This is a genomic window from Pseudomonas sp. NFACC04-2 (assembly GCF_900119265.1).
GTDB classification, from domain to species: domain Bacteria; phylum Pseudomonadota; class Gammaproteobacteria; order Pseudomonadales; family Pseudomonadaceae; genus Aquipseudomonas; species Aquipseudomonas fluorescens_AA.
The window spans coordinates 429,277-451,475 of the sequence record NZ_FPJC01000003.1; the positions used below are offsets into that span (position 1 = coordinate 429,277).

A 22,199-nucleotide genomic window follows, 5' to 3' on the forward strand; every position below is an offset into this window, starting at 1 on the left:
ACTGCCAATGAACCCGACGTTCATCGTTAGCAGGGAGCTCAACGTGTACCCAGGCAAAAGCAGACTGACACGTCCCACCGTACGACGATTACCTTGCCTCCCCTTCGGCTCATGCCTTGAGCAACTCCCTCCCCTCGGCAGTTCACCGGCGCATTCGATAAGCATCCTGGACAGGAGAGTAGCGTGACCCCTCTTATCAAAAAATATAAATGGCCCGCCCTGTTGGCCGTCGCGCTTATTGTGTTTTCCGCACTGATATTCTTTTTGATCAAGTCATACACGTACGATTCATCGACCTACTTCGAGTCCCGCGATTTCATTCGTCAACTCAAGCAATCCGATGCGAACTGGAACGGCAAGATCCTGAGGAAAAAGATCGGCATCAACAACAACCTGTCACTGGCCCCGCCCCCGGAGGCCGACAGTCGCTGGCAGCAGTTGGAACGACTCAATGACGCCGGCCCCTTGGCGGCGCTTTGGGCCTCCCGACGCAAGGGTTATGTGGATGCCGTCAAGAACAAGACCTCGCTGGTGGAGCAGTTCGAACAACACAACGCCCGGCTGCGCACGTCCCTGGATGCGCTGCCGCAGGCCGAAGACCAGATTCAAACGCTGCTCGATGACATGCATATCGAAAGCCCCATGGAACGCCTGACCGCGGCGTCCAATGTGCTTGAGTTGACCCTGACGACACTTGAGTTCGGGCTTTATGTCACGACGGACAAAGCCCAGGAAATACAAGGCAAGTTAACTGAGCTGGAGCCTTACATTCACCAGTTGCCCGCCACCTATCAGGCGCCCTTCATCAGCCTCATCCAACACGTCAAGACCATTGTCCAGGAGCAACCGGTGGTCAATGACCTGCTTGATCGCATCAGCGTCATTCCGGTTGCCCAGGAACTGGATAACATCAATGAGCTGCTGAACGAGACACAGCGCAGGACCGCCGCGACCGACCGTCAATACCACATCTACCTGGCCGTGTGCGCCAGCTTGATGGCACTGTTGATGATCTACCTGGCGGTGCGCCTGATTCGCAGCTATGCGGTGATCAATCAGATCAACCAAGCGTTGCAATCATCCAACGAACGCCTGGAAGAGCGGGTGCAGGAGCGTACCCGTGAGTTGATGGAAGCCGAACGCGAACTGGTGGATGCGGCCCGCATGGCGGGCATGGCCGAAATCGCGACGAATGTGTTGCACAACGTCGGCAACGTGCTCAACAGTGTCAATATTTCCGCCGAGCTGGTGACCCGCAAATTGAGGAGCAGCAAGACGCTCGGACTCACGAAAGCGGTCAACATGATGAACGAACATGCCGAGGACCTTGGCCGGTTCATTACCCTTGATGAAAAAGGCCGGTTACTGCCTCGTTACTTCAATGAGTTGGTCGACTCCATTGCCGCCGAACAGAAACTGCTGATCGATGAACTGGCACAGTTGACCAAGAGCATCGATCACATCAAGGAAATCGTCACGACTCAACAGACTTACGCAGGTGCCGCCAGGCTGATCGAACCGCTCAATGTCAGCGACCTGTTCGAAGATGCGCTGCGCATGAACTCGGGCGCCCTGAGCCGGCATCACGTCACGGTCATCAAGGATTTCCAAGACGTACCCGCGATCATGGGGGACAAGCACAGGTTATTGCTGATCCTGATCAACTTGATCAGCAACGCCAAATTCGCCATGTCGCACATCAGCGAACATCCGCGCGAAATGACCCTGGGGATCCGTATCCTCGACGAAACCAAGCTGTGCTTGAGCGTCCAGGACCGCGGTGAAGGCATTTCCCCGGAGAACCTGGCGCGCATCTTCAACCATGGTTTCACCACCCGCAAGGACGGTCATGGCTTTGGCCTGCACAGCTGCGCCCTGGCGGCGGTTGAAATGAACGGCCGCCTCCATGTCCATAGCGACGGCCCCGGGCAAGGTGCCCTGTTTACCCTGGAGATCCCGTTGGAGTTGGCGCGCGCCTGATCAGCGAAGGATGCAGGCTGACCCACCGCCATCGCGAGCAAGCTCGCTCCACAGGGTATCTCTGATGGACGCACTCTTGATGGGCACCCGGGAAAAAACTGTGGGAGCGAGCTTGCTCGCGATGGCGGTATGGCTGTCACCCGGATTTTGAATGTACTGACCGTATCGCGAGCAGGCTCGCTCCCGCCTATTTCGTGTTCCCAGGCCGGCCGCTACGGCTTCTCCGGGTCGGCAAGGCGGCCGCGTAGGCCAGCGCTTCCTCGCGGGAAGCAAAGGAGCCCAAGCGGTCTGCCTGGGTACAGACTCGCCATGGGCCGCTGTTTACGCTGAGCACGTCATAACCGTTGATGTGCATTTTCGTCATCATCGCAGTACTCATGATCACCTCCGACTTTAACAAGGGTGCATCGCCTACCATACACGCTGATTACCCGCGGGTGCCGACCGGACGTCGCGACGCCGACTGCGCCGGCGATGCCATCAGTGGGAATCCGAATCCCACAACCAGTCCCACAATCCCGGCAAATGGACGGGCTCTGCGCTGCGATCGACCGTCCGAGCCAAGGCCGCTCGCTCCAATGCCTGGTGCTCATCATAGAACGGCCTGGCGGCGGTCCTCATGCCGGTCGCCTTGGCACTGTCGAGCAGGATCTGCAGGTATTCGCGGGCATGTCGGGCGGTATAACGATTGATGTCGTGAAAGGTCACCACCACCGGGATGACCCCATCCACCGCCGGCAACTGCCCGGCGGCGATGCGCTCGCGCACCTCGGAGAGTTGTCGGGTCAGGTTTATCCGCCGCCGAGGGCTCATCGTGATGCCCCAGACCTTGCCGTCATTGGCGCTCAGGTCGGTCAACAAAATGTGCAGGCCATGTTGCCGGTAGGCAGCTGCGGTACGCCTGTCGAAACTCCAGAAAGGAGGCCTGACCAGGGACGGTGCCGCGCCGGTCATGGCGGCAATATCACTCCCGCCGCGGGTGAGCGATTGTTCCAGCTCATCAGGGCTCAGGAACCGATGATTGGTGTGCCAGTAGGTCGCCGTATGGAAACCCAGCACATGGCCTTCCTGCTGCTGACGACGCATCACCGAGCGGCCGATATCACTGCCGCCGGCCCGCGGCCCGCGTGTCTGTAGAAAAAACACGGCCTTGATGCCGGGCTGTATCGGGTTGTCTGCGAGTGCGTCCAGCACCTCCAGGCTAGGGTTCCAGATAGACGAGGCGCTGGGACCGTCATCGAATGTCAGCAGGAAACGGATCGGGGGTTGTTCGTGCAAGCGTTGTTCAGTGTGTGGCGTCAGTTCGATGGGAGCGCCAATGCATCCCGATAAACCGATGGCGAGGGCTGCGATGGACAGGACCCTGGCGATTTTTTTCATGTTTTGCCTTTAGTTGATGCTGCGTTGCTTCGCCTTTGATCCCTGGCCGACGGTGTTGAAGCCCACCTTGGAGAAGGGTAACCGGGTTTGGTTCCTTGCAGTAAACAATGGCCGTTCGCAAAATGTGTTAGCGCCCCCGTGCTTGAGCTTGAGCGTTATTAATTGACCGTCTGGAAATTCGATGGAATTTTCCCAATGCCTTTGCATCCATCCGTATAGGACTATATTAGGGAGGATTTATGGGCGGGCCATCGCTTTACATCATTGACTACATACTCCATGGCGAACCCAAGTCATTCATTATTCGCGCAGAAGTGATGAATAACTCCGAGGCTTGGCATTGGGCCAGTTGCGACGCGGGAGTCGGGCGCATACCGAAATTCGGCAGGGAGAAGGTCAAACGAGTTTCCAAGCCCCTGGCGGAAAAATACGGCATTACCGATGTACGCTGGCGGGCGAGCGTCGCGCCGACCTGGGTCAAGGAGTCCGGCTGAAATAACGTGTACCGCTTCCGGCGCGCCGGTTGTCTGGCCGGGCGCCGGATTCTTCGACAGATCCGAAATAACTCAACTACGCTTAAACCACAGCATGACCCGCCCCTGGCGGGTTTCGTGCTGCCCCATCAACCCTGAATGGAGGTGTGACATGTCCGAAAAAGAGTCCATCACCACCCTGCTCACCCTGCTGGAATCACGTCAGGCCAGGCTCACGGCAGCCTGCAAGGAAATCGCTGATTGGGTCGACCACCAGGGCGGGCACCCTACAGCGGTGCGTATCCGCGATCGGCTCAACGACATCGAAAAAGACGGTCCTTCGATCCAGAGCGCGCTGACGTCACTCAAGCCCACTGAGCCGCCGCTGCCCAAGTTCCGCTGACACACCACGTCAGAGGTTCCCCTTGAGTTCTATCGGTTGGAAACACGGATGGAACGCGGACATTTTTTGCGCCTCGAAATGGATAGGTACCGGCTCAAAAACCGCAAAGGGAGAATCACATGAATGCCAGAATCCTGCTATTGATCGCTTGTGCGAGCCCCGCCGCCGTCATGGCCCAAGGCTGCGACGTCATCACCCAGTCCCAGAGCCAGTCGGTTCCGGTGATCGAAAGCCATAGCTGCTACGAATACAAAGGCATGCCCGCCGAAACCCTGGACTGGTCTTGCAGCAATGAAAGCAAGGGAACGCTCAGCACCCAAAAGCGAAAAGTCGAGCATTGTGCCGAGGGCTATGTGGCGACCTGCCAGGCACGACTGACCCAGGAAGCGTTGGCCAACCCACGCTCCACCAGCAAAGACAAGCACGGTGGATCGGCCAACCTCCCCGATAATGCCAAAGTGACCTGGTATTACTACGGCGTCGAACAGCTGCAGCAGGCCCAGGAAGACTGCGAAAGCACCGGCGGCGAGTGGAAAAACCAGTGACGGGCCGGCTCGCAGAAAGGCTTGTCAGCCCTTGCTGTGTTCCGGTGACGACGGCCCTTCCTTGATGCCACGAGGCCCCGCCACGCCCCAGATAACCAGGCCCAACACCGGCAGGATGATCAGCAACAGCGCCCAGCCGGCCTTGGTTCCAGTGGACTTGTCACTCCGAAAGACACTGACGATCGCCCATAGATCCACAAGCAGCAAAAGCACCGCGACAGCGATCCAAAAGTAACTGGCTAATTCAGACATGGCCTAATCCTCTTGTCGGTTTAAGGATTAGGCACAGCCGTTCAGGCACCGTTCAAAGAATTTCGCCCATGGCGCGTGCAGGGCAGCTACCCCCGCTCATTCAGATAAGCGACCCACTGCTCATAGGCCTCATGTTGACGCCGGACCGCCTCATCCCAAGTCGATCCGCTCATTTGATGGATGCATATGAGCTGCATCATTTCCGCTGTGGCCGCATCGAGCTCCACCAGGAGCTGATGGGATTTGATTTTGAAGTCTTCAACGGTGGTCATTTGTCTTTCTCCCCTACGGGGCAGGCTATTGCACCCAACATGGATTCATTTTTTTGGAGCTGATTCAATTTGAGGCGATAGCCGGTCGAAAGCCTGGCGCTGACGGTAGGGAAGATCGACGAGAGCGATGACAGACTCAAATGAACCCAGCCCTTTCGACCCTGTCGTGGTCTTACGGATAGGACCCTGAAAATCGCGATATTTGAACGAGCAACTAATGCCAGGCTCAAATATTGCAGATATATTTCAGTTTAATGACAGTCACGGATCGAGCACCACTATGAAAATTCGAGCGACCGTCATCTGCGAGGACAATCGCCACGTCCTGCTGGTTCGCAAAGCCAATAGCCGATGGGCGCTACCCGGCGGTACCGTCGAACGCGGGGAAACCCATGCGGGGGCGGCTATCCGGGAACTGGCAGAGGAAACTGGCCTGGACGTCGAGAACCTGCTCTACCTGATGCGAATCAATGACGGGCAAACCGAGCACCATGTGTTCGAAGCCTCGGTCAGCGACTCGTCGGCGGCCCGGCCACAGAATGAAATCAGCGATTGCCTCTGGCACCCGCTGGATGCCATTGCCCAATTGCAAATGAAAAAGGGCACGCGGGATATTCTCGAGGCATTTCGCCGGCGGTTGTGATAAGTCGGTACAAGCTGACTTACACCGAATAGGCCGCATGAGAATTGTCATGCAACCTACTGTTATTTATAAGAAATAATTCTTAGCGAGACGGACTCACTTTTTGTCCCAGGCGGTGCTGATGGGGTTGAGCACGGTGTTCTTTTCCTGCGTGTAGGTCCCGTTCTGCTGCGCTATGGCCTCGCCGGTGTCGACAATCGCGTTCTGGATAAACACGTTTTGTGCATCACCTCGAATAAAGGTGAGTTGGTGATACGCCGTTTTATTACCCCAGTCTGGGGAAGGCAGTGAGATGAACTTCACGGTATAAGTCTCGTCCGTGTGTTGGCCTTGCAGGACATAGACGCCGTAATGATTTTCTCCCTGAGAAATGATTTTGTATAAACCGTTGCTGTAGTAATAAATTTCCGCATCAGGAAAAGGCTTCTTGTCGTACATTTTCCGATAGTGCAGAACCTGCTTGACAGTCGGCTCGCCAAAGTTCACAGCCAGGGTTTTTCCATCAGCGGATGTTGTCTCCCCAGCGCATACGGCGCTACTGCTCATCAAGGCCAACAGGCTCATCGTTGCGATTGTCTTCACGTCATACCTCTCCATGGTCAAAGGATTAGCGTATCAGGCGGGACCTGGACGGCAGATAACCGCTTGGCCATTCACCTTGCTAATCGCAACGCCGAGTGTAGAGGCTTGTGCATGAAAATGCCCGGAGGCCCTACTTCGTTTCTTCGACAGTTTTTCAGAAACTGAAACGAACAAGGGTTTGCATTAGCTTTCGCTCGCAAACCCTTGATTTTAGATGGTGCCCGAAGCCGGAATCGAACCGGCACGCCCTTACGAGCGGGGGATTTTAAGTCCCATGCGTCTACCAGTTTCGCCATTCGGGCGGTAGCGCGGTTAGCCATGAGAATGTCGGCAAAATCCAATGGCCGAAGTCTTGGCTGGTGCAGCAAGAGGGGGAATATATACATCCCTCCCCTGTGAAGCAAGGTAGCTCATGCCCTTTTCAAGACAAAACCTTTCAATGCTTCGAAAATAAAAAAGCTCCGTAAATCATAGATCTACAGAGCTTTTTAAAAGTGGAGGCCGAAGTCGGAATCGAACCGGCGTAGGTGGATTTGCAATCCACTGCATAACCATTTTGCTATTCGGCCTCAAGACGCTTGATGCGATGCAGCCACATCAATCGCAGTACAAACCTGATCAGGAAACTAGCTACTTACGCAGCGCTATCTCCTTGAAAACATTGAGATTTTTTACGTCCCAGTGCGTTCGATGGGCGCAATTATGTACTCATTTGCCTAGACTGACAACCCCTTGATTTCAAAAAAAAATCGTCGAACGGTCAGCTTTCCCCTTCCCTGGCCAAACCGGCCAGCGAATACCGGACCGCCCTGGCACCCCCTTGAAGTGCAGCGCCATGATTCGCCTCATCGGAAAGCTCGCATGTGGACGGAACAACCGCACCTCCTCCCGGTTCATCCTTATATCGCCCCTGGAGAATGAGGAAACCATCATGTCTGAACGACCCAAACTGGTTGCGAGCCGGGCAGCGATGCCGACCCCGTCGCATCCCAATCTCGGCACACCGGAGCGTGCGGTGTCTTTGCTGGCTGGCACGCTATTGATCGCCAATGGACTGCGCCAGGGCGGGCTCCAGGGTTGGCCGCAAGTGCTGTTGGGTGCCTGTGCCGCCTGGCGCGGTTATTCAGGTATCTGCAGGATCAAGCGCGCACTGACCCACACCCCCTTCGAACAAGCTTTCGAGCAGGATCGAGACTGGGACGGCAGCAAGGTGATCTCTCGCAGCATTACCGTGGGTAAACCAAGGGAAGCGGTCTTCGCGTTCTGTCGCAACCCTGGCAACCTCGGTGCGCTGATACCCTGGGTCGATGCAATCGAACAGACCGCTGAACGCACCTACCGTTGGGTCGCCCACGGGCCGATGGATAAGACCCTGCATTGCGACATCGAACAGGACGAACCCAAGGACGGCCGCAAGCTGCATTGGACGGCCGCTCCAGGTACACGATTCAAACATGACATCCAGATGCACTTCAGTGATGCACCGGCCGGCCGAGGCACGCAGCTCAAGGTCATCGTCGCCTGCCAGACACCTCCCAGTGCTGCGGGATATGCGCTGGCAGCCGCCCTTTCGAAGTTCTCGGACAAAGCCTTGTTGCATCTGTTGCGCAGCATCAAGCAACAACTGGAAACCGGTGAGGTGGCCACTCATCGAATGCACGTCCCCGGCACCAAAGACTTCTTGTTCGTCCACCCGGCCACCGATACCCCTCTAACACCGACCCACCAGCCGTCCACTGGAGGTAACGCCTGATGCGCGCATTGACTTGGCAAGGCCCGAACAAGCTACAAGTTGAAACCGTCGATGACCCGTCCATTATCAACCCCCGCGACGCCATCGTCCGGGTGAAGATGTCGTCCGTGTGTGGGTCAGACCTGCATCTGCTGGGGGGCTACGTTCCGACCATGCAGGCTGGCGATATCATTGGCCATGAATTCATGGGTGAAGTCGTGGAGATCGGTTCAGCCGTCAGTTCATTGCGCAAGGGTGACCGGGTCGTCACGGTTTCGATCCTGGGTTGCGGCGAATGTGAACATTGCAGGCGCTCGGATTTTTCCTGCTGCGACAACTCCAACCCCAATCCCAGCGCCACGGATATCGCCTACGGCCAACCGGCGTGCGGCATTATCGGCTACAGCCATGCGTTTGGCGGCTATGCAGGCAGTCATGCGACCTATATTCGCGTGCCGTTTGCCGACGTCAACTTGTTCAAGATTCCCGAAGGCATTCGCGACGAGCAGGCGGTATTCGTCTCAGACGCGGTGCCCACCGGTTATTTCGCCGCCGATAACGCCAATATCCAACGGGGCGATACCGTGGCGGTATGGGGGTGCGGCGGGGTCGGGTTGATGGCGATGTCCAGTGCCTATTTGCTGGGGGCCGAACGGGTGATTGCCATCGACCGTCTGCCTGATCGCTTGCAACTGGCCGAAGAAAAGACCGGCGCCATCGCCCTCAACTATGAGACCACGGACGTGCATGCCGCTTTGCTGGAACTCACCGGCGGCCGGGGCCCGGATCGCTGCATCGACTGTGTGGGCATGGAGGCCCATGGAACAGAGGTCGATTATCTCTACGACAAGACCAAGCAGATGCTGCGCCTGCACACCGAACGCGGGACGGTGCTGCGCCAGTCGATCCGAGCCTGTCGCAAAGGCGGCACCGTCTCGGTGGTCGGCGTCTATGGCGGTCTGCTGGACAAATTTCCCATGGGTGCCATCGTCAATAAAGCGTTGACCTTGCGCTCCGGCCAACAGCCCGGACAGCGTTACGTGGAACGATTGTTCGAGCACATCCAGAAAGGTGAGCTGGACCCCTCCTATCTGCTGACCCACCCAATGGGGCTCGAACAGTCGGTGGAAGGTTATGCAATGTTCAAGGAGAAGACACAGAATTGTGTGCGGGCGGTGTTTCGGCCAGAGTGATTGCGTTGTTTGCAGGGCTGCGCACTCACCAGCAGTCGCAGCCCTGCACCATTATGGGTAACATACCGGCCTTCCCGCAGCCCTTCTGCGACCTGCCCAATAAGCCCATTCCATGCCTTTCGAACTCAGCGTTGACCTCACTACCCTCGCTATCCTTGCCGTTGTCGCTTTCATTGCCGGCTTCATCGATGCCATCGCCGGTGGCGGCGGGCTGCTGACCACGCCGGCGCTGCTGACCGCAGGTTTGCCGCCTCATCTGGTCCTGGGGACCAACAAACTCAGCTCGACCTTCGGCTCGGCAACAGCCAGCTTCACCTTCTACAAGCGCAAGCTGTTCCACCCGAGGCAATGGACCCACGCCCTCGTCGGCACACTGGTCGGGGCCCTGACCGGTGCCATCGTCGCCCATTACCTGCCTGCCGAGTGGCTGAACAAAATGCTACCAGTGATCGTCTTCGCCTGCGGCCTGTACCTGCTGTTTGGCGGCACACCCAAGGCGCCGCTGGACAGCGACGCACCGATCAAGAAAACATGGCAGTCGTCCCAGGGTTTCAGCCTGGGTTTCTATGACGGCGTGGCCGGTCCGGGTACCGGTGCGTTCTGGACGGTCAGCAGCCTGCTGCTCTACCCCATCGACCTGGTGAAGGCCAGTGGCGTGGCGCGCAGCATGAATTTCGTCAGCAACATCGCGGCGCTGTCGGTGTTCATCTTTTCCGGACAGGTGGACTGGGTGATCGGCCTGAGCATGGGCCTGTCGGTGATGATCGGCGCGTTCTTCGGCGCTCGCACCGCCATCAGCGGCGGCGCGAAGTTCATCCGACCGGTGTTCATTACGGTGGTGCTGGGTTTGACCGTGCGCCTAGCCTGGCAACACTGGTTCAGCGTGGCCTAAGCGCCGCGCCACATAAAGGTCGATCAGGTAGCGAGCGATCGAGCGCGAGGCCGGCAACGGTGGCAGATCGTGGACGTTGAACCATTGGGCGTCCTCGATTTCATCTTCCTGGGGCACGATGTCGCCGCCAGCATATTCAGCGTGAAAACCCAGCATCATCGAATGGGGGAACGGCCAGCACTGGCTGCCCATGTACTGGATGTTCTTCACTTCGATACTGACTTCTTCACGCACCTCCCGCACCAGACAATCCTCGGCCGACTCGCCAGGCTCGGCAAACCCCGCCAGGGTGCTGTAGACGCCCGTGACGAAACGCGGCGAACGGGCCAGCAGGACTTCATCGCCGCGGGTAATCAACACGATCATGCTCGGTGAAATCCGCGGGTAGTGGCGCAGGTCACAGGCGTCGCAGTACATGGCCCGCTCCAACGGAATCTGGCTCATGCGCTTGCCGCAACTGCCGCAGAAGCGATGCTCCCGGGCCCAGGTGCCGATCTGCGCCGCATAGCCCAACACCTTGTACAGCGTATGGTCGCCCTCGAGCATGAACGCCCGCAGGCCTTTCCAGTTGCAGCCAGGAATTTCCAGCGGGCTGTGCAACTCCAACAGGTAGACCGGCTCGCCATCCAGGTGACCGATGCCGTGTTCGGCGAGGATCGACAGGTCTTGGCGCTTGAGCCACTCGCGGGGGAACAGCGCGCCGTTGTCGTCGAACAGAAAGCCTTCCGGGCTACGGGCCACGGCCCAGCCGCCAGGAAGATCGGTATCGAGTACTGCGGTGGTCCAGCGTGAAATCATGGTCAGTCAATCCAGAAATTCGGGTTTCTGTTTGCTCATATGGGCGGCCATGGCCACGCGCAGGTCGGTCGATTGCAGCATGGCGGCGTTCCAGGTGGCGACGTATTCCAGGCCGTCGTCAATGCGGTGGTCGCGCATGTAGCTGATCATTGCCTTGGTGCCGGTCACGGCAATCGGCGACTTGGCAGCGATTTCCCGGGCAATGTCCATCACGCCGTCGAGCAGGCTGGCGGTGTCGCTGTAGACACGATTGACCAGGCCGATGCTGCGCGCTTCTTCGGCACCGAAGGTGCGCCCCGTATAAGCGAGTTCACGCAGCATGCCGTCCCCGATGATCCGGGGCAAGCGTTGCAATGTGCCAACATCGGCAGCCATGCCGATATCGATTTCCTTGATGGAGAACTGGGCGTCCTCGGTGGCATAACGCATGTCGCACGCGGCGATCAGGTCAATGGCCCCACCCAGGCAATAGCCTTGAATGGCCGCGAGCACCGGTTTGCGGCAATTGTCCACGGCGTTGAACGAGGCTTGCAGTTGCAGGATCTTGCGCCGCAACAGCCGTGCATTGCGTCCCACGTCCTTGCCCAGCTCGTTGGCCACGCCCGCCAGCATCATCAGGTCGATCCCTGAGGAAAAATGCTTGCCGGCACCGCTGAGCACCACCACCCGCGCCTCGTCGGTGTCATCGACCCATTGGAAGATCTCGATGATCTCGCGCCAGAACGCAGCGTTCATCGCATTGATCTTTTCCGGGCGGTTGATCTGTACATGGGCGATGTTATCGGCAAGTTCGACATTGAACGCTTGATATTGCGACATGGCAGTGGTCCTTTACCGGCTGAAAAGAGGCCTGAACTATAACAAGCCATCGCGACAGGACGTAGGCAGTGCATCGGCCAAAAGCGGGACTTGGCTGACGACCAAGCTAAGGTGCCCCTGTGGCGAGGGATTTATCCCCGCTGGGGCGCGAAGCGTCCCCTCTTGCATCCTGCCTGACGTACCGCAGTGACAAAAATAGTTGGGGCTGCTGCGCAGCCCAGCGGGGATAAATCCCCTCGCCACAGGGACCTGCTTCGTTCTGACTTACTCATCCGTCTTTAGCTGCCCATCCCAACCACCGCCCAACGCCGCGATCAATTGGACGCTGGCAATCAACCGGCTCTGTTGCAGGTTCAGCATGCTGCGCTCGTTGCTCAACGCGGTGGCCTGGACGGTGACCACGTCGAGGTAGGCGATCAATCCGGCCCGGTATTGGTTCTGCGTCAGGCGCAGGGATTCCCGGGCGGCGTCGAGGGCTTCCTGGCGCACGCGAGCTTCGTCTTCCAGCACCTTGAGCTGGATCATGTAGTTTTCCACCTCGCGCAAGCCATCGAGCACGGTCTGGCGATAGGTGGCGACGGTCTGGTCATACGCCGCAACGGTGCGGTCGACTTCCGCCGAACGCTGGCCGCCATCGAACAGCGTCATCGCCAGTTGCGGCCCTACCGACCAGAAGCGGTTCGGCACGCTCACCCAGTTGTCGTAGGTACTGCTGCTGTAGCCGCCGCTGAGGCTCAGGGTCAGGTCCGGGTAATACGCGGCCTTGGCGACGCCGATGTTGGCATTGGCGGCCATCACCGAGCGCTCTGCCGAGGCGATATCCGGCCGGCGCTCGAGCAATTGCGAAGGCAGCGCCACCGGGATCTGCGGCAATATTGGGATGTTCTGGACCTCGGCCAGGTTGAATTCCGCCGGCGGCAGGCCGATGAGCACGGCGATGGCGTTTTCGAACTGCGCTCGCTGCCAGATCAGGTCGATCAGGTCGCCCTGGGTGGTCTTGAGCTGGTTTTGCGCCTGGGCCACCGCGTCCTTGCCAGAGACCCCGGCACGGTACTGGTTTTCGGTCATTTTCAGCGAGCGCTGATAGTTGTCGACAGTGGTCTGCAACAAACGCTTCTGTTCATCGATCACCCGCAACTGCAAGTAGTTCTGCACCAGTTCCGACTGCTGGCTCAGGCGCATCGCCGCCAGGTCGGCGAAACTGGCTTGCGCGCTCGCCTCGTCGGCCTCCAGGGTGCGGCGCAACTTGCCCCACACGTCTGCCTCCCAGCTGACGCCGGCCTGGGCGCTGTAGGTGTCGCGAATGCCGCTGGACGAACTGCTCAAGCTCGAACTGCTGCTGCCGGTGCCCTGGCTGGAGCGCGTCTTGCCAACGGTCAGGTCCACCGTGGGGAAAAACGCGCCACGGGCATTGCGCACCAGTGCCCGGGCCTGCCGGTACTGGGCTTCGGCCTGGGCCACGGTCTGGTTGGAGGCGTTGAGCTTGTCCACCAGGCCGTTGAGTTGCGTATCGCCGTAAAGCTCCCACCAGGCGCCCCGGGCCAGCGCATCGCTGGGGTTGGCCTGACGCCAGCCCTGGGCCTCCTTGTACTGCACCGGGGCGGCCGCCTCGGGGCGCTGGTAATCCGGGCCGACGGCGCAGGCGCTGAGCATCGCCACGCACAGCACCAGGCTCAGTACCCGCGAGCCACGGGCAGTCGCCAGCGTTGCGGCAAGATTGAAGGGCGAACGGTCGGTCATAGCGGAGTTTCCAGGGCAGCATCGGTGCGCACGCCACGCCAGCGGTTGAAGCGATGGCGCAGCTTGTCGAGATAAAGGTAAACCACCGGCGTGGTATAGAGCGTCAGCACCTGGCTGAACACCAGCCCACCGATGATGGTCAGGCCCAGCGGCTGGCGCATTTCCGCGCCTTCGGCGGTGCCGAGCAGCAGTGGCAGGGCACCCAGGATCGCCGCCAGCGTGGTCATCAGGATTGGCCGCAACCGCAGCAGGCAAGCGCTGCGGATCGATTCCAGTGGCGTCTGCCCGGCACGTTCCAGTTGCAGCGCCAGATCGATCATCAGGATGGCGTTTTTCTTCACCACGCCGATCAGCAGGAACAGCCCCAACAGCGAGATCAGGCTGAACTCGCTGCCCAGTGCGTAGATCGACAACAAGGCGCCGACCCCGGCCGATGGCAAGGTGGACAGGATCGTCAGCGGATGAATATAGCTTTCATAAAGCACGCCCAGCACCAGGTACACCGCCAGCAACGCGCCGAGGATCATGAACGGCTGGCTCTTCTGGGTGGCGGCGAACGCGTCGGCGGTACCGGCCATTTTCGCGATGACATCCTCGGGCATCCCGAGCTTGGCAATCGCCCGCTCGATAGCCGCAGTGCCCTGCTCCACCGTGACGCCTTCGGCCATGTCGAAGGAAATGCCCTCGGAAGCGAACTGGCCTTCATGACTGACGCGGTCGTCCTCCAGGCTGTTCTCGTAATGGGCAATGGCCGACAGCGGCACCCGCGCGCCGTCGGCGGTGATCACCTGGACCTGTTCGAGGGTATTGGGATCCTGGGCATACTTGGGATTGACCTCCATCACCACCTGGTACTGGTTGAGACTGTCGTAGATGGTGGAAATCTGCCGCTGGCTGTAGGCGTTGTTGAGCACGGCGGTGACCATGTCCATGTCGATGCCCAGGCGCTTGGCCTGGTCGCGGTCCACCACCAGCGTCACCTGCTGCGCCCCGCCACCGTCGCGGGCATCGATGGCGGTCAGCTCCGGCAAGGCCCGGAAGGCCGCCACGACCTTGGGGTACCAGGTGCGCAGCGTCGCCAGGTCGGCGCTTTGCAGGATGTAGGAATACTGCGAAGTGGTCTGCTCGCGCCCACCACCGAACTGCAGGTCCTGGTCGGCCATCAGCATCAATTGGCCGCCGGGCACCTTGGGCATTTCCTTGCGCAGGCGCTCGATGACTTTCTGTGCGGAAATCCCGCGCTCCTTGATCGGCTTCAGACGCACCAGCATGAAGGCGTTGTTGGTGCCGTTGTTGCCGCCGATGAAACCGGCGACACTTTGCACCGCCTCGTCCTTGAGCACGGCACGACGGAAGATTTCCATCTTCGGCTGCATCACATTGAACGACAGCCCGTCGTCGCCACGCACGAAACCGATCAGTTGGCCGGTGTCCTGCTGTGGCATGAAGGTTTTCGGCACCACCACATACAACGCGACGTTCACGCCAATGGTCACCAGCAGGCTGAGCAACGTCAGGCGCCGATGGCGCAGCACCCAGTCCAGGCTGATGGCGTAACCGCGGACCATCCGCTCGTTGAGCCCCTGGCTCCAGCGCTGCAAGCGGTTCTCCTGCCCCGGTACGTGAGGCTTGAGCCAACGGGCGCAAAGCATCGGCGTGAGGGTCAGCGACACCACCAGCGAGACCACGATGGAGGCCGCCAGGGTGATGGAGAATTCGCGGAACAGGCTCTCGATGATGCCGCCCATGAACAGGATCGACAGGAATACCGCCACCAGCGAGACGTTCATCGACAGCAACGTAAAGCCGACTTCTTCGGCGCCCATATAGGCAGCTTTCATCGGTGGCACGCCTTCGTCGATGTGCCGGGAAATGTTCTCCAGCACCACGATGGCGTCGTCCACCACCAACCCGGTCGCCAGGATCAACGCCATCAGCGACAGGTTGTTCAAGGAGAAGCCGTACAGGTACATCACCGCAAACGTGCCCACCAGCGACACCGGTACCGCCAGGGTCGGGATCAGCGAGGCGCGGAAGTTGCCGAGGAACAGGAATACGACGAGCACCACCAGGGCCACGGCGATCAGCAAGGTCATTTCCGCTTCATGCAGGGTGGCCTTGATCACCGGCGAACGGTCCATCGCCAGGTTCAGCTTGACGCTGGCCGGCAGCACCGCCTGCAACGCCGGCAGTTGCGCCTTGATCTCGTTGACCGTCTCGATGATGTTGGCCCCGGCCTGGCGGTTGATCACCAGCAGCACGGCCGCGTCGTTGTTGAAGAAACCGCTGTTGTAGCGGTCCTCGACGCTGTCGGTGACTTTCGCCACGTCCTTGAGCCGCAGCACCGAGCCGTCCTGGTAGCGGATAATCAGCGTTTCGTAGTCCTTGGCCTTCTCCAACTGGTCATTGGCCTGCACCTGCCACATGCGCCGGTCGTCCTCCACCGAGCCCTTGGGCCGGCGTACGTTGCTGTCGGCGATGGCGGTGCGCACATCGTCCAGGGCCACGCCGTACTGATTGAGCAACTGTGGCTCCAGTTCGATGCGCACCGCTGGCAACGAGCTGCCGCCGATCTGCACCTCGCCGACGCCCGACACCTGGGACAGGCTCTGGGACAGGATGGTGGACGCCAGGTCGTAGAGCTGGCCCTTTTCCAACACATCCGAGGTCAGCGACAGCACCATGATCGGTGCCTGGGACGGGTTGACCTTCTTGTAGGTGGGCATGCTGCGCATGCCGCTGGGCAACAGGTTGCGCGACGCATTGATGGCCGCCTGCACTTCCCGGGCGGCGCCGTTGATGTCGCGGGCCAGGTCGAATTGCAGGATGACCCGCGTAGAACCCTGGCTGGAACGGCTGCTCATGGTGTTGACCCCGGCAATAGCGCCGAAGGAACGCTCAAGGGGCGTTGCCACTGTCGAAGCCATCACCTCGGGACTGGCCCCTGGCAGGTTGGCCTGGACCACGATGACCGGGAAATCCATTTGCGGCAGCGGCGAAACCGGCAGCAGGCCGAAGCACACGCCACCGAGCAGCATGATGGCGAAACTCAGGAGCATGGTTGCCACGGGGCGGCGGATGAAGGGGCCGGAGAGGTTCATCGGCCGCCGCTCCGGGCTTCAGACCAAAGACCGAAAAGAATGACCAGGCTTTTGTGGCGAGGGAGCTTGCTCCCGCTTGAGTGCGCAGCGCTCACAAAAGGGGCCGTTGCGCAGCCCAGCGGGAGCGAGCTCCCTCGCCACGGGAAGCCCGTTCCGCCCAGGCTTTCGGGCGCGGCTGTCATACCCGCACCTCTTTCCCTTCCGGCCTGGCAAACCGGCGTCCCAGTCGATCGAAATACAGGTAGATCACCGGCGTGGTGAACAACGTCAAGACCTGGCTCACCAACAACCCGCCCACCATCACCAAGCCCAGGGGCTGGCGCAGTTCGGCGCCGGAACCGGTGGCGAACATCAGCGGTATGGCACCGAACAACGCCGCCAGGGTGGTCATCAGAATCGGGCGGAAACGCAGCAACGCCGCCTGGTAGATCGCCGTCTGCGGGTCCATGCCCTGGTTGCGTTCGGCGTCGAGGGCGAAGTCGATCATCATGATCGCGTTCTTCTTGACGATGCCGATCAGCAGGATGATGCCGATGATCGCGATCATGCCCAGGTCATTGCCGCTGAGGATCAACGCCAGCAAGGCGCCGATGGCCGCCGAGGGCAAGGTGGAAAGGATGGTGATCGGATGGATGTAGCTTTCGTACAGCACACCCAGGACGATGTACATGGTCACCACCGCCGCCAGGATCAGCAGCAAGGTACTCGACAATGACGCCTGGAACGCCTGGGCCGCGCCTTGGAATTCGGTCTGCACGCCCACCGGCATGCCAATGTCCTGCTGGACCTTTTCGATCACCTCCACCGCGTGCCCCAAGGCCACGCCCGGCGCGAGGTTGAACGACATCATCACCGCTGGAAACTGGCCAATGTGGGCAATCGCCAATTGCGCCTGGCGCTCTTCGACCCGGGCCAGGCTCGACAACCGCACCTGCCCGCCATCGGTGGTCTTGACGTGGATCTGGTCCAGCGCCTGCGGCCCGAGCCGTTCTCCGGACTGGGCCTGCAACACCACGCGGTACTGGCTGGCCTGGGTGTAGATGGTGGAGATCTGCCGCTGGCCGAAGGCGTCATACAGCGCATCGGTGATGTTCGACACCGAGACGCCCAAGCGTGAAGCCGCGTCGCGGTCGATCACCAAGTAGACCTGCAAGCCCTTGTCCTGCAGGTCGCTGGCCACGTCGGTCAGCTCCGGCTGGCGGCCCAGGGCCTCGACCAGGCGCCCGCTCCAGAGGCTGAGCAATTCAGCGTCCGGCGATGACAGGCTGAACTGGTATTGGGTACGACTGACCCGGTCTTCGATGGTCAGGTCCTGCACCGGCTGCATGAACAGGCGAATGCCCACCAGTCGATCCAGCTGTGGCTGCAAGCGGGCAATGATCTCGGTGGCGCTGTCATCCCGTTCGCTGTGGGGCTTGAGGTTGATCAGCAGGCGACCGCTATTGAGCGTGGCGTTGTCGCCGTCCACACCGATGTAGGACGACAGGCTCTGCACCGCCGGGTCGGCGAGGATCACCTTGGCCAACTGCTGCTGGCGCTCGCTCATGGCGGCGAAGGAGATCGATTGCGGCGCCTCGGAAATGCCCTGGATCACCCCGGTGTCCTGCACCGGGAAAAAGCCCTTGGGCACGGCCAGGTACAGCACGACCGTCAGCACCAGGCTGCCCACCGCCACCAGCAGGGTCAGTGGCTGATGCTTGAGCACCCACTGCAACTTGCGCCCGTAGGCAGCGATCAACCAGTCGATCCAGGCGCCGCTGGCGCGGTAGAAACGGCCCTGCTCTGCTTCCTTGGGCTCGCGCTTGAGCAAGCGGGCACACATCATCGGCGTCAGGGTCAGGGACACCACCAGGGAAATCAGGATCGCCACCGCCAGAGTGATGGCAAACTCGCGGAACAAGCGCCCGACCACATCGGCCATGAACAACAGAGGGATCAGCACGGCGATCAACGACAGCGTCAGGGAAATCAGGGTGAAGCCGATCTGCTTGGCACCCTTGAGCGCGGCCTGCAACGGACTGTCGCCCTCCTCGATGAAGCGGGCGATGTTCTCCAGCATGACAATGGCATCGTCCACCACGAAGCCGGTGGCGATGGTCAGGGCCATCAGGGTCAGGTTATTGATGGAGAAACCGGCCAGGTACATCACGCCGAAGGTGCCGATCAACGACAACGGCACGGCGACCGACGGGATGATCGTGGCACTGACGCGACGCAGGAACAAAAACGTCACCATGACCACCAGGGCGATGGCGATCAGCAACTCATGTTGCACGTCGGTGACCGAGGCGCGGATGGTCTGGGTGCGGTCGGTCAGCACGGTGACGTCCAGGCCGGCCGGCAGGTTGTCGGTGATGCTTGGCAGCAAGGCCTTGATCCGGTCCACCACCTCGATGACATTGGCCCCTGGCTGGCGCTGGATATTCAGCAGCACGGCCTGGTTTTCGTTGGCCCAGGCGGCAAGGCGTTCGTTTTCGGCACCGTCGACGATCTGTGCCACGTCCTTGAGCCGCAACGGCGCGCCATTGGCATAGGCCAGGATCAGCTCGGCGTAGTCTTTGGGGGAGGTCAACTGGTCGTTGGCATCGAGCATCGAGACACGAGTCGGGCCGTCGAAGTTGCCCTTGGGCTGGTTGACGTTGGACGCACCGATCAGCGTGCGCACATCCGCCAGGTTCAGGCCGTTGGCCGCCAGGGCCTCGGGGTTGACCTTGATTCGCACGGCCTGGCGCTGGCCACCGGCGATGGTGACCATGCCGACGCCGCTGATCTGGGCGATTTTCTGCGCCATGCGGGTGTCCACCAAGTCATTGAGCTTGGGCAGCAACATGGTCTTGGAGGTGATCGCCAGGGTCAGCACCGGGGTGTCGGCGGGGTTGACCTTGTTGTACACCGGCGGTGCCGGCAAGTCCGTGGGCAGCAGGTTGGTGGCCGCATTGATCGCGGCCTGCACCTGCTGCTCGGCGACGTCCATGTTGATGTCCAGGTTGAAACGCAGGGTAATCACCGACGCGCCGCCGGAACTGGTGGAAGCCATTTGCGTCAGGCCTGGCATCTGCCCGAACTGCCGCTCCAGGGGGGCGGTGACCGCACTGGTCATCACATCCGGGCTGGCGCCCGGGTACAAGGTCATCACGCGGATGGTCGGGTAATCAACCTGGGGCAATGCCGACACCGGCAGCAACCGGTAGGCGATCAGGCCGGCGAGGATGATCGCCAGCATGCTCAGGGTGGTGGCGACCGGGCGAAGGATGAACAGCCGCGAGAGATTCATGCGCCGCCCTTGTTCGCCTTGTCGGCCTCAGCCGGCCCAGGCACTGCCGCAGACTTGCCCTGCAGGTGCTCGGTCGGCGTGGTGGGCACGTCCTGGCTGTCGTTGACCACCTCCACTTCGCTGCCTTCCTTCAGGCGATCGGTGCCTTCGAGCACCACCCGATCGCCAGCGGCCAGGCCTTCGGTGACTACGGTGTTCGTGCCGTCGCTGGCCCCGATCTTCAGCTTCTTGATGGTGACCTTCTTGTCGCCCTCCAGGGCGTAGACGAAAGTGCCATTGGTGCCGAACTGGATGGCCGCCGTAGGCGCCAGGACCACGCCTTTGAGGGTGTCGGCCAGCAGATGGACGTTGACGAACTGATTGGGGAACAGCGACTGGTCGCGGTTCTCGTAGCGGGCCTTGAACTTCAAGGTGCCGGTGGTGACATCGATCTGGTTGTCCAGGCTTTGCAACACGCCACTGGCCTGGCGCTTCTCGTCGCCACGGTCCCAGGCTTCGACGGGCAGCTTTGCCCCGCTGCGGTAACGAGCGAGCACGGTGTCGAGGGTGTTCTCCGGCAAGGTGAACACGACGCTGATGGGTTGAGTCTGGGTAATGACTGCCAGGGCCGTGGTGTCGTTGGCCGCCACCAGGTTGCCGATGTCCAGTTGGCGCAAGCCCACGCGGCCGGCAATCGGCGCGCGGATCCTGGTGAACTCCAGATTGAGCTTGGCGTCGTTGACCGCCGCCTGGTTGGTCTTGACCGTGCCTTGGTACTGGCCCACCAGCGCGGCGGCGGTGTCGAGGGTCTGCTTGGCAATACTGTCTTCGGCATACAGGCCACGGTACCGCTCAAGGTCGACCTGGGCATTTTTCAGTTGGGCCTGATTCTGCAACAACGTGCCTTCGGCCTGGAGCAAGGCGTTCTGGTACGGGCGTGGGTCGATCTCGGCCAGCAAGTCCCCAGCCTTGACCATTTGTCCCTCTTCGAAGGCGATCTTGACCAGTTCGCCACCCACGCGGCTGCGCACGTTGATGGTGTTGAGGGCCGTGACCGTGCCCAGCGCCTTGAAGTACAGCGGGAAATCGCCGGTCACCGCCGGCGCCACACGCACCGGGATCGGCCCCGTCGCCCCACCGAACCCCGGCCGCATGCCACCCGAGCGCCCCACGTGCCCCGCCGCGGCCTTGTCCCCTGCCCCCGGCTTCTGGGCCGAACCACTGGGCCAGAACTTCCAGGCCAGCGCCGCGACGACCAACAGGACGAACAGGCCGAACAGCCAGCGACGGGAATTGGGGGAAACAGAGGATTGCATGGAGTGATCAACCATTGGGCGCGTGGACTTCTTTTACGGGAGGCTGAACGATAAGCACTGTCGGGTATTTAGCAAAGCGCCTTTACCGGCAATTTACGTTGGGCTTACCTTTCGAATAGTTGGATAAAGCCTTGAAGCACAAAAGAAAACGGCCTGGACAAGGCCAGGCCGTTAACAATTGTAATAAATACCTTATTTCATTCCACTTATTTCAGAACAGCCAAGGCCGCGTCGTAGTTCGGCTCTTCGGCGATTTCCTTGACCAGCTCGCTGTGCAGCACGGTGTCGTTTTCGTCCAGTACCACCACGGCACGGGCAGTCAGGCCCTTCAGTGGGCCGTCGGCAATCGCCACGCCGTAGTCCTGGATGAACTCGGCACCGCGCAGCGTGGACAGGTTCTGGACGTTTTCCAGGCCTTCGGCACCGCAGAAGCGCGCCTGGGCAAATGGCAGGTCGGCGGAGATGCACAGCACCACGGTGTTGTTCAGTTCGTTGGCCTGGGCGTTGAATTTGCGCACGGAGGTGGCGCAGGTCGGCGTGTCGACGCTTGGGAAAATGTTCAGCACTTTGCGCTTGCCGGCGAAGTCCTTCAGGGAAACGTCCGACAGATTGCCGGCGACCAGGGAAAAGGCTGGTGCCTTGGAACCAGCTTGTGGCAACTGACCGTTGACTTGGACCGGGTTGCCTTTGAGGGTGACTTGAGCCATGAACGGATTCCTTCTGACAGTTTGAAAATGGTGAGGCCGGAGTTAACCACGAAATGCTCACGCGACCTATGGCCGGACATAAAAAGACGTGGCGTCGACACCCCGGCAACGGTGACGG

20 protein-coding genes and 2 tRNA genes are annotated in these 22,199 nt (G+C 60.3%); 8 read left to right on the plus strand and 14 right to left on the minus strand.

Going from position 1 to position 22,199, the window contains the following annotated elements; translation table 11 throughout:
• Positions 1–183 precede the first annotated feature (183 nt).
• The gene (locus BT125_RS06365; RefSeq protein WP_072405691.1) at positions 184–1,980 is read left to right on the plus strand and encodes a DAHL domain-containing protein; all 1,797 of its coding nucleotides are present in this window, start codon (positions 184–186) and stop codon (positions 1,978–1,980) included.
• Positions 1,981–2,167: 187 nt separating this feature from the next.
• Here the strand turns inward: BT125_RS06365 and BT125_RS29640 are convergent, their stop codons facing one another.
• The gene (locus BT125_RS29640) at positions 2,168–2,359 is read right to left on the minus strand and encodes a DUF2188 domain-containing protein (protein WP_072405740.1); all 192 of its coding nucleotides are present in this window, start codon (positions 2,357–2,359) and stop codon (positions 2,168–2,170) included.
• Positions 2,360–2,460: 101 nt separating this feature from the next.
• Positions 2,461–3,360, minus strand: coding sequence for a polysaccharide deacetylase family protein (locus tag BT125_RS06375; protein ID WP_072405692.1), 900 nt, complete (start codon positions 3,358–3,360; stop codon positions 2,461–2,463).
• Positions 3,361–3,599: 239 nt separating this feature from the next.
• On the opposite strand from BT125_RS06375, the gene BT125_RS06380 reads away from it, so the two are divergent.
• The 3 genes from BT125_RS06380 (at position 3,600) to BT125_RS06390 (ending at position 4,781) form a co-directional block, all read left to right on the plus strand.
• Positions 3,600–3,854 (plus strand): DUF6555 family protein, encoded by a 255-nt coding sequence (locus BT125_RS06380; protein ID WP_060742222.1) that lies wholly within the window; start codon positions 3,600–3,602, stop codon positions 3,852–3,854.
• Between the two features lie 151 nt (positions 3,855–4,005).
• Complete coding sequence (locus BT125_RS06385) at positions 4,006–4,236, plus strand: hypothetical protein (protein WP_072405693.1); 231 nt, start codon at positions 4,006–4,008, stop codon at positions 4,234–4,236.
• A 119-nt stretch (positions 4,237–4,355) separates the two neighbouring features.
• Positions 4,356–4,781 carry a hypothetical protein gene (locus tag BT125_RS06390; RefSeq protein WP_072405694.1) on the plus strand — a complete coding sequence of 142 codons (426 nt, stop codon included), beginning with the start codon at positions 4,356–4,358 and terminating at the stop codon, positions 4,779–4,781.
• A 24-nt stretch (positions 4,782–4,805) separates the two neighbouring features.
• Here BT125_RS06390 and BT125_RS06395 read toward each other — a convergent pair whose 3' ends face one another.
• Together BT125_RS06395 and BT125_RS06400 are read right to left on the minus strand one after the other, a co-directional pair.
• Positions 4,806–5,033 (minus strand): PLD nuclease N-terminal domain-containing protein, encoded by a 228-nt coding sequence (locus BT125_RS06395; RefSeq protein WP_072405695.1) that lies wholly within the window; start codon positions 5,031–5,033, stop codon positions 4,806–4,808.
• Positions 5,034–5,119: 86 nt separating this feature from the next.
• Positions 5,120–5,305 (minus strand): hypothetical protein, encoded by a 186-nt coding sequence (locus BT125_RS06400; RefSeq protein ID WP_072405696.1) that lies wholly within the window; start codon positions 5,303–5,305, stop codon positions 5,120–5,122.
• 280 nt (positions 5,306–5,585) lie between these two features.
• Between BT125_RS06400 and BT125_RS06405 the strand changes: the two genes are divergently transcribed.
• On the plus strand, positions 5,586–5,948 hold the full coding sequence (locus tag BT125_RS06405; RefSeq protein ID WP_060742220.1) for an NUDIX hydrolase: 363 nt from the start codon (positions 5,586–5,588) through the stop codon (positions 5,946–5,948).
• Positions 5,949–6,044: 96 nt separating this feature from the next.
• On the opposite strand, the gene BT125_RS06410 is transcribed toward BT125_RS06405, so the two are convergent.
• The 3 genes from BT125_RS06410 to BT125_RS06420 form a co-directional block, all read right to left on the minus strand.
• On the minus strand, positions 6,045–6,512 hold the full coding sequence (locus BT125_RS06410) for a hypothetical protein (protein WP_256573730.1): 468 nt from the start codon (positions 6,510–6,512) through the stop codon (positions 6,045–6,047).
• Between the two features lie 233 nt (positions 6,513–6,745).
• Positions 6,746–6,832: transfer RNA gene (locus BT125_RS06415), tRNA-Leu, on the minus strand.
• Between the two features lie 193 nt (positions 6,833–7,025).
• Positions 7,026–7,099, minus strand: a tRNA-Cys gene (locus tag BT125_RS06420).
• 362 nt (positions 7,100–7,461) lie between these two features.
• On the opposite strand from BT125_RS06420, the gene BT125_RS06425 reads away from it, so the two are divergent.
• From BT125_RS06425 to BT125_RS06435, 3 genes are all read left to right on the plus strand, one after another.
• Positions 7,462–8,283, plus strand: coding sequence for an SRPBCC family protein (locus tag BT125_RS06425; RefSeq protein WP_083564462.1), 822 nt, complete (start codon positions 7,462–7,464; stop codon positions 8,281–8,283).
• Positions 8,283–9,455 (plus strand): zinc-dependent alcohol dehydrogenase, encoded by a 1,173-nt coding sequence (locus BT125_RS06430; protein WP_072405698.1) that lies wholly within the window; start codon positions 8,283–8,285, stop codon positions 9,453–9,455. The genes BT125_RS06425 and BT125_RS06430 overlap by 1 nt, the downstream gene beginning before the upstream one ends.
• A gap of 112 nt (positions 9,456–9,567) precedes the next feature.
• Positions 9,568–10,347, plus strand: coding sequence for a TSUP family transporter (locus BT125_RS06435; protein ID WP_072405699.1), 780 nt, complete (start codon positions 9,568–9,570; stop codon positions 10,345–10,347).
• Here BT125_RS06435 and nudC read toward each other — a convergent pair.
• The 7 genes from nudC to tpx all read right to left on the minus strand — a co-directional run bounded on the left by nudC (position 10,315) and on the right by tpx (position 22,081).
• The gene (nudC, locus tag BT125_RS06440) at positions 10,315–11,145 is read right to left on the minus strand and encodes an NAD(+) diphosphatase (protein ID WP_072405700.1); all 831 of its coding nucleotides are present in this window, start codon (positions 11,143–11,145) and stop codon (positions 10,315–10,317) included. The genes BT125_RS06435 and nudC overlap by 33 nt on opposite strands.
• A gap of 6 nt (positions 11,146–11,151) precedes the next feature.
• A complete protein-coding gene (locus tag BT125_RS06445) occupies positions 11,152–11,964 on the minus strand; it encodes a crotonase/enoyl-CoA hydratase family protein (RefSeq protein WP_072405701.1) in 813 nt (270 codons plus the stop codon).
• Positions 11,965–12,228: 264 nt separating this feature from the next.
• Positions 12,229–13,704, minus strand: coding sequence for an efflux transporter outer membrane subunit (locus BT125_RS06450; RefSeq protein ID WP_072405702.1), 1,476 nt, complete (start codon positions 13,702–13,704; stop codon positions 12,229–12,231).
• Positions 13,701–16,805, minus strand: coding sequence for an efflux RND transporter permease subunit (locus BT125_RS06455; protein WP_072405703.1), 3,105 nt, complete (start codon positions 16,803–16,805; stop codon positions 13,701–13,703). The genes BT125_RS06450 and BT125_RS06455 overlap by 4 nt, the downstream gene beginning before the upstream one ends.
• Before the next feature lie 178 nt (positions 16,806–16,983).
• The gene (locus tag BT125_RS06460; RefSeq protein ID WP_072405704.1) at positions 16,984–20,079 is read right to left on the minus strand and encodes an MdtB/MuxB family multidrug efflux RND transporter permease subunit; all 3,096 of its coding nucleotides are present in this window, start codon (positions 20,077–20,079) and stop codon (positions 16,984–16,986) included.
• Positions 20,076–21,389, minus strand: a complete 1,314-nt coding sequence (locus BT125_RS06465) for an MdtA/MuxA family multidrug efflux RND transporter periplasmic adaptor subunit (RefSeq protein ID WP_072405705.1) — start codon at positions 21,387–21,389, stop codon at positions 20,076–20,078. The genes BT125_RS06460 and BT125_RS06465 overlap by 4 nt, the downstream gene beginning before the upstream one ends.
• 191 nt (positions 21,390–21,580) lie before the next feature.
• Positions 21,581–22,081, minus strand: coding sequence for a thiol peroxidase (tpx, locus tag BT125_RS06470; RefSeq protein ID WP_018602018.1), 501 nt, complete (start codon positions 22,079–22,081; stop codon positions 21,581–21,583).
• Positions 22,082–22,199: the final 118 nt, after the last annotated feature.

Excerpts from the sequence above, each read along its gene's own strand:
- BT125_RS29640 (WP_072405740.1), bottom strand. The coding sequence starts at position 2,359 with ATGAGTACTGCGATGATGACGAAAATGCACATCAACGGTTATGACGTG.
- BT125_RS06375 (WP_072405692.1), bottom strand. The coding sequence starts at position 3,360 with ATGAAAAAAATCGCCAGGGTCCTGTCCATCGCAGCCCTCGCCATCGGT.
- BT125_RS06380 (WP_060742222.1), top strand. The coding sequence starts at position 3,600 with ATGGGCGGGCCATCGCTTTACATCATTGACTACATACTCCATGGCGAA.
- BT125_RS06385 (WP_072405693.1), top strand. The coding sequence starts at position 4,006 with ATGTCCGAAAAAGAGTCCATCACCACCCTGCTCACCCTGCTGGAATCA.
- BT125_RS06390 (WP_072405694.1), top strand. The coding sequence starts at position 4,356 with ATGAATGCCAGAATCCTGCTATTGATCGCTTGTGCGAGCCCCGCCGCC.
- BT125_RS06395 (WP_072405695.1), bottom strand. The coding sequence starts at position 5,033 with ATGTCTGAATTAGCCAGTTACTTTTGGATCGCTGTCGCGGTGCTTTTG.
- BT125_RS06400 (WP_072405696.1), bottom strand. The coding sequence starts at position 5,305 with ATGACCACCGTTGAAGACTTCAAAATCAAATCCCATCAGCTCCTGGTG.
- BT125_RS06405 (WP_060742220.1), top strand. The coding sequence starts at position 5,586 with ATGAAAATTCGAGCGACCGTCATCTGCGAGGACAATCGCCACGTCCTG.
- BT125_RS06410 (WP_256573730.1), bottom strand. The coding sequence starts at position 6,512 with ATGAGCCTGTTGGCCTTGATGAGCAGTAGCGCCGTATGCGCTGGGGAG.
- BT125_RS06425 (WP_083564462.1), top strand. The coding sequence starts at position 7,462 with ATGTCTGAACGACCCAAACTGGTTGCGAGCCGGGCAGCGATGCCGACC.
- BT125_RS06430 (WP_072405698.1), top strand. The coding sequence starts at position 8,283 with ATGCGCGCATTGACTTGGCAAGGCCCGAACAAGCTACAAGTTGAAACC.
- BT125_RS06435 (WP_072405699.1), top strand. The coding sequence starts at position 9,568 with ATGCCTTTCGAACTCAGCGTTGACCTCACTACCCTCGCTATCCTTGCC.
- nudC (WP_072405700.1), bottom strand. The coding sequence starts at position 11,145 with ATGATTTCACGCTGGACCACCGCAGTACTCGATACCGATCTTCCTGGC.
- BT125_RS06445 (WP_072405701.1), bottom strand. The coding sequence starts at position 11,964 with ATGTCGCAATATCAAGCGTTCAATGTCGAACTTGCCGATAACATCGCC.
- BT125_RS06450 (WP_072405702.1), bottom strand. The coding sequence starts at position 13,704 with ATGACCGACCGTTCGCCCTTCAATCTTGCCGCAACGCTGGCGACTGCC.
- BT125_RS06455 (WP_072405703.1), bottom strand. The coding sequence starts at position 16,805 with ATGAACCTCTCCGGCCCCTTCATCCGCCGCCCCGTGGCAACCATGCTC.
- BT125_RS06460 (WP_072405704.1), bottom strand. The coding sequence starts at position 20,079 with ATGAATCTCTCGCGGCTGTTCATCCTTCGCCCGGTCGCCACCACCCTG.
- BT125_RS06465 (WP_072405705.1), bottom strand. The coding sequence starts at position 21,389 with ATGGTTGATCACTCCATGCAATCCTCTGTTTCCCCCAATTCCCGTCGC.
- tpx (WP_018602018.1), bottom strand. The coding sequence starts at position 22,081 with ATGGCTCAAGTCACCCTCAAAGGCAACCCGGTCCAAGTCAACGGTCAG.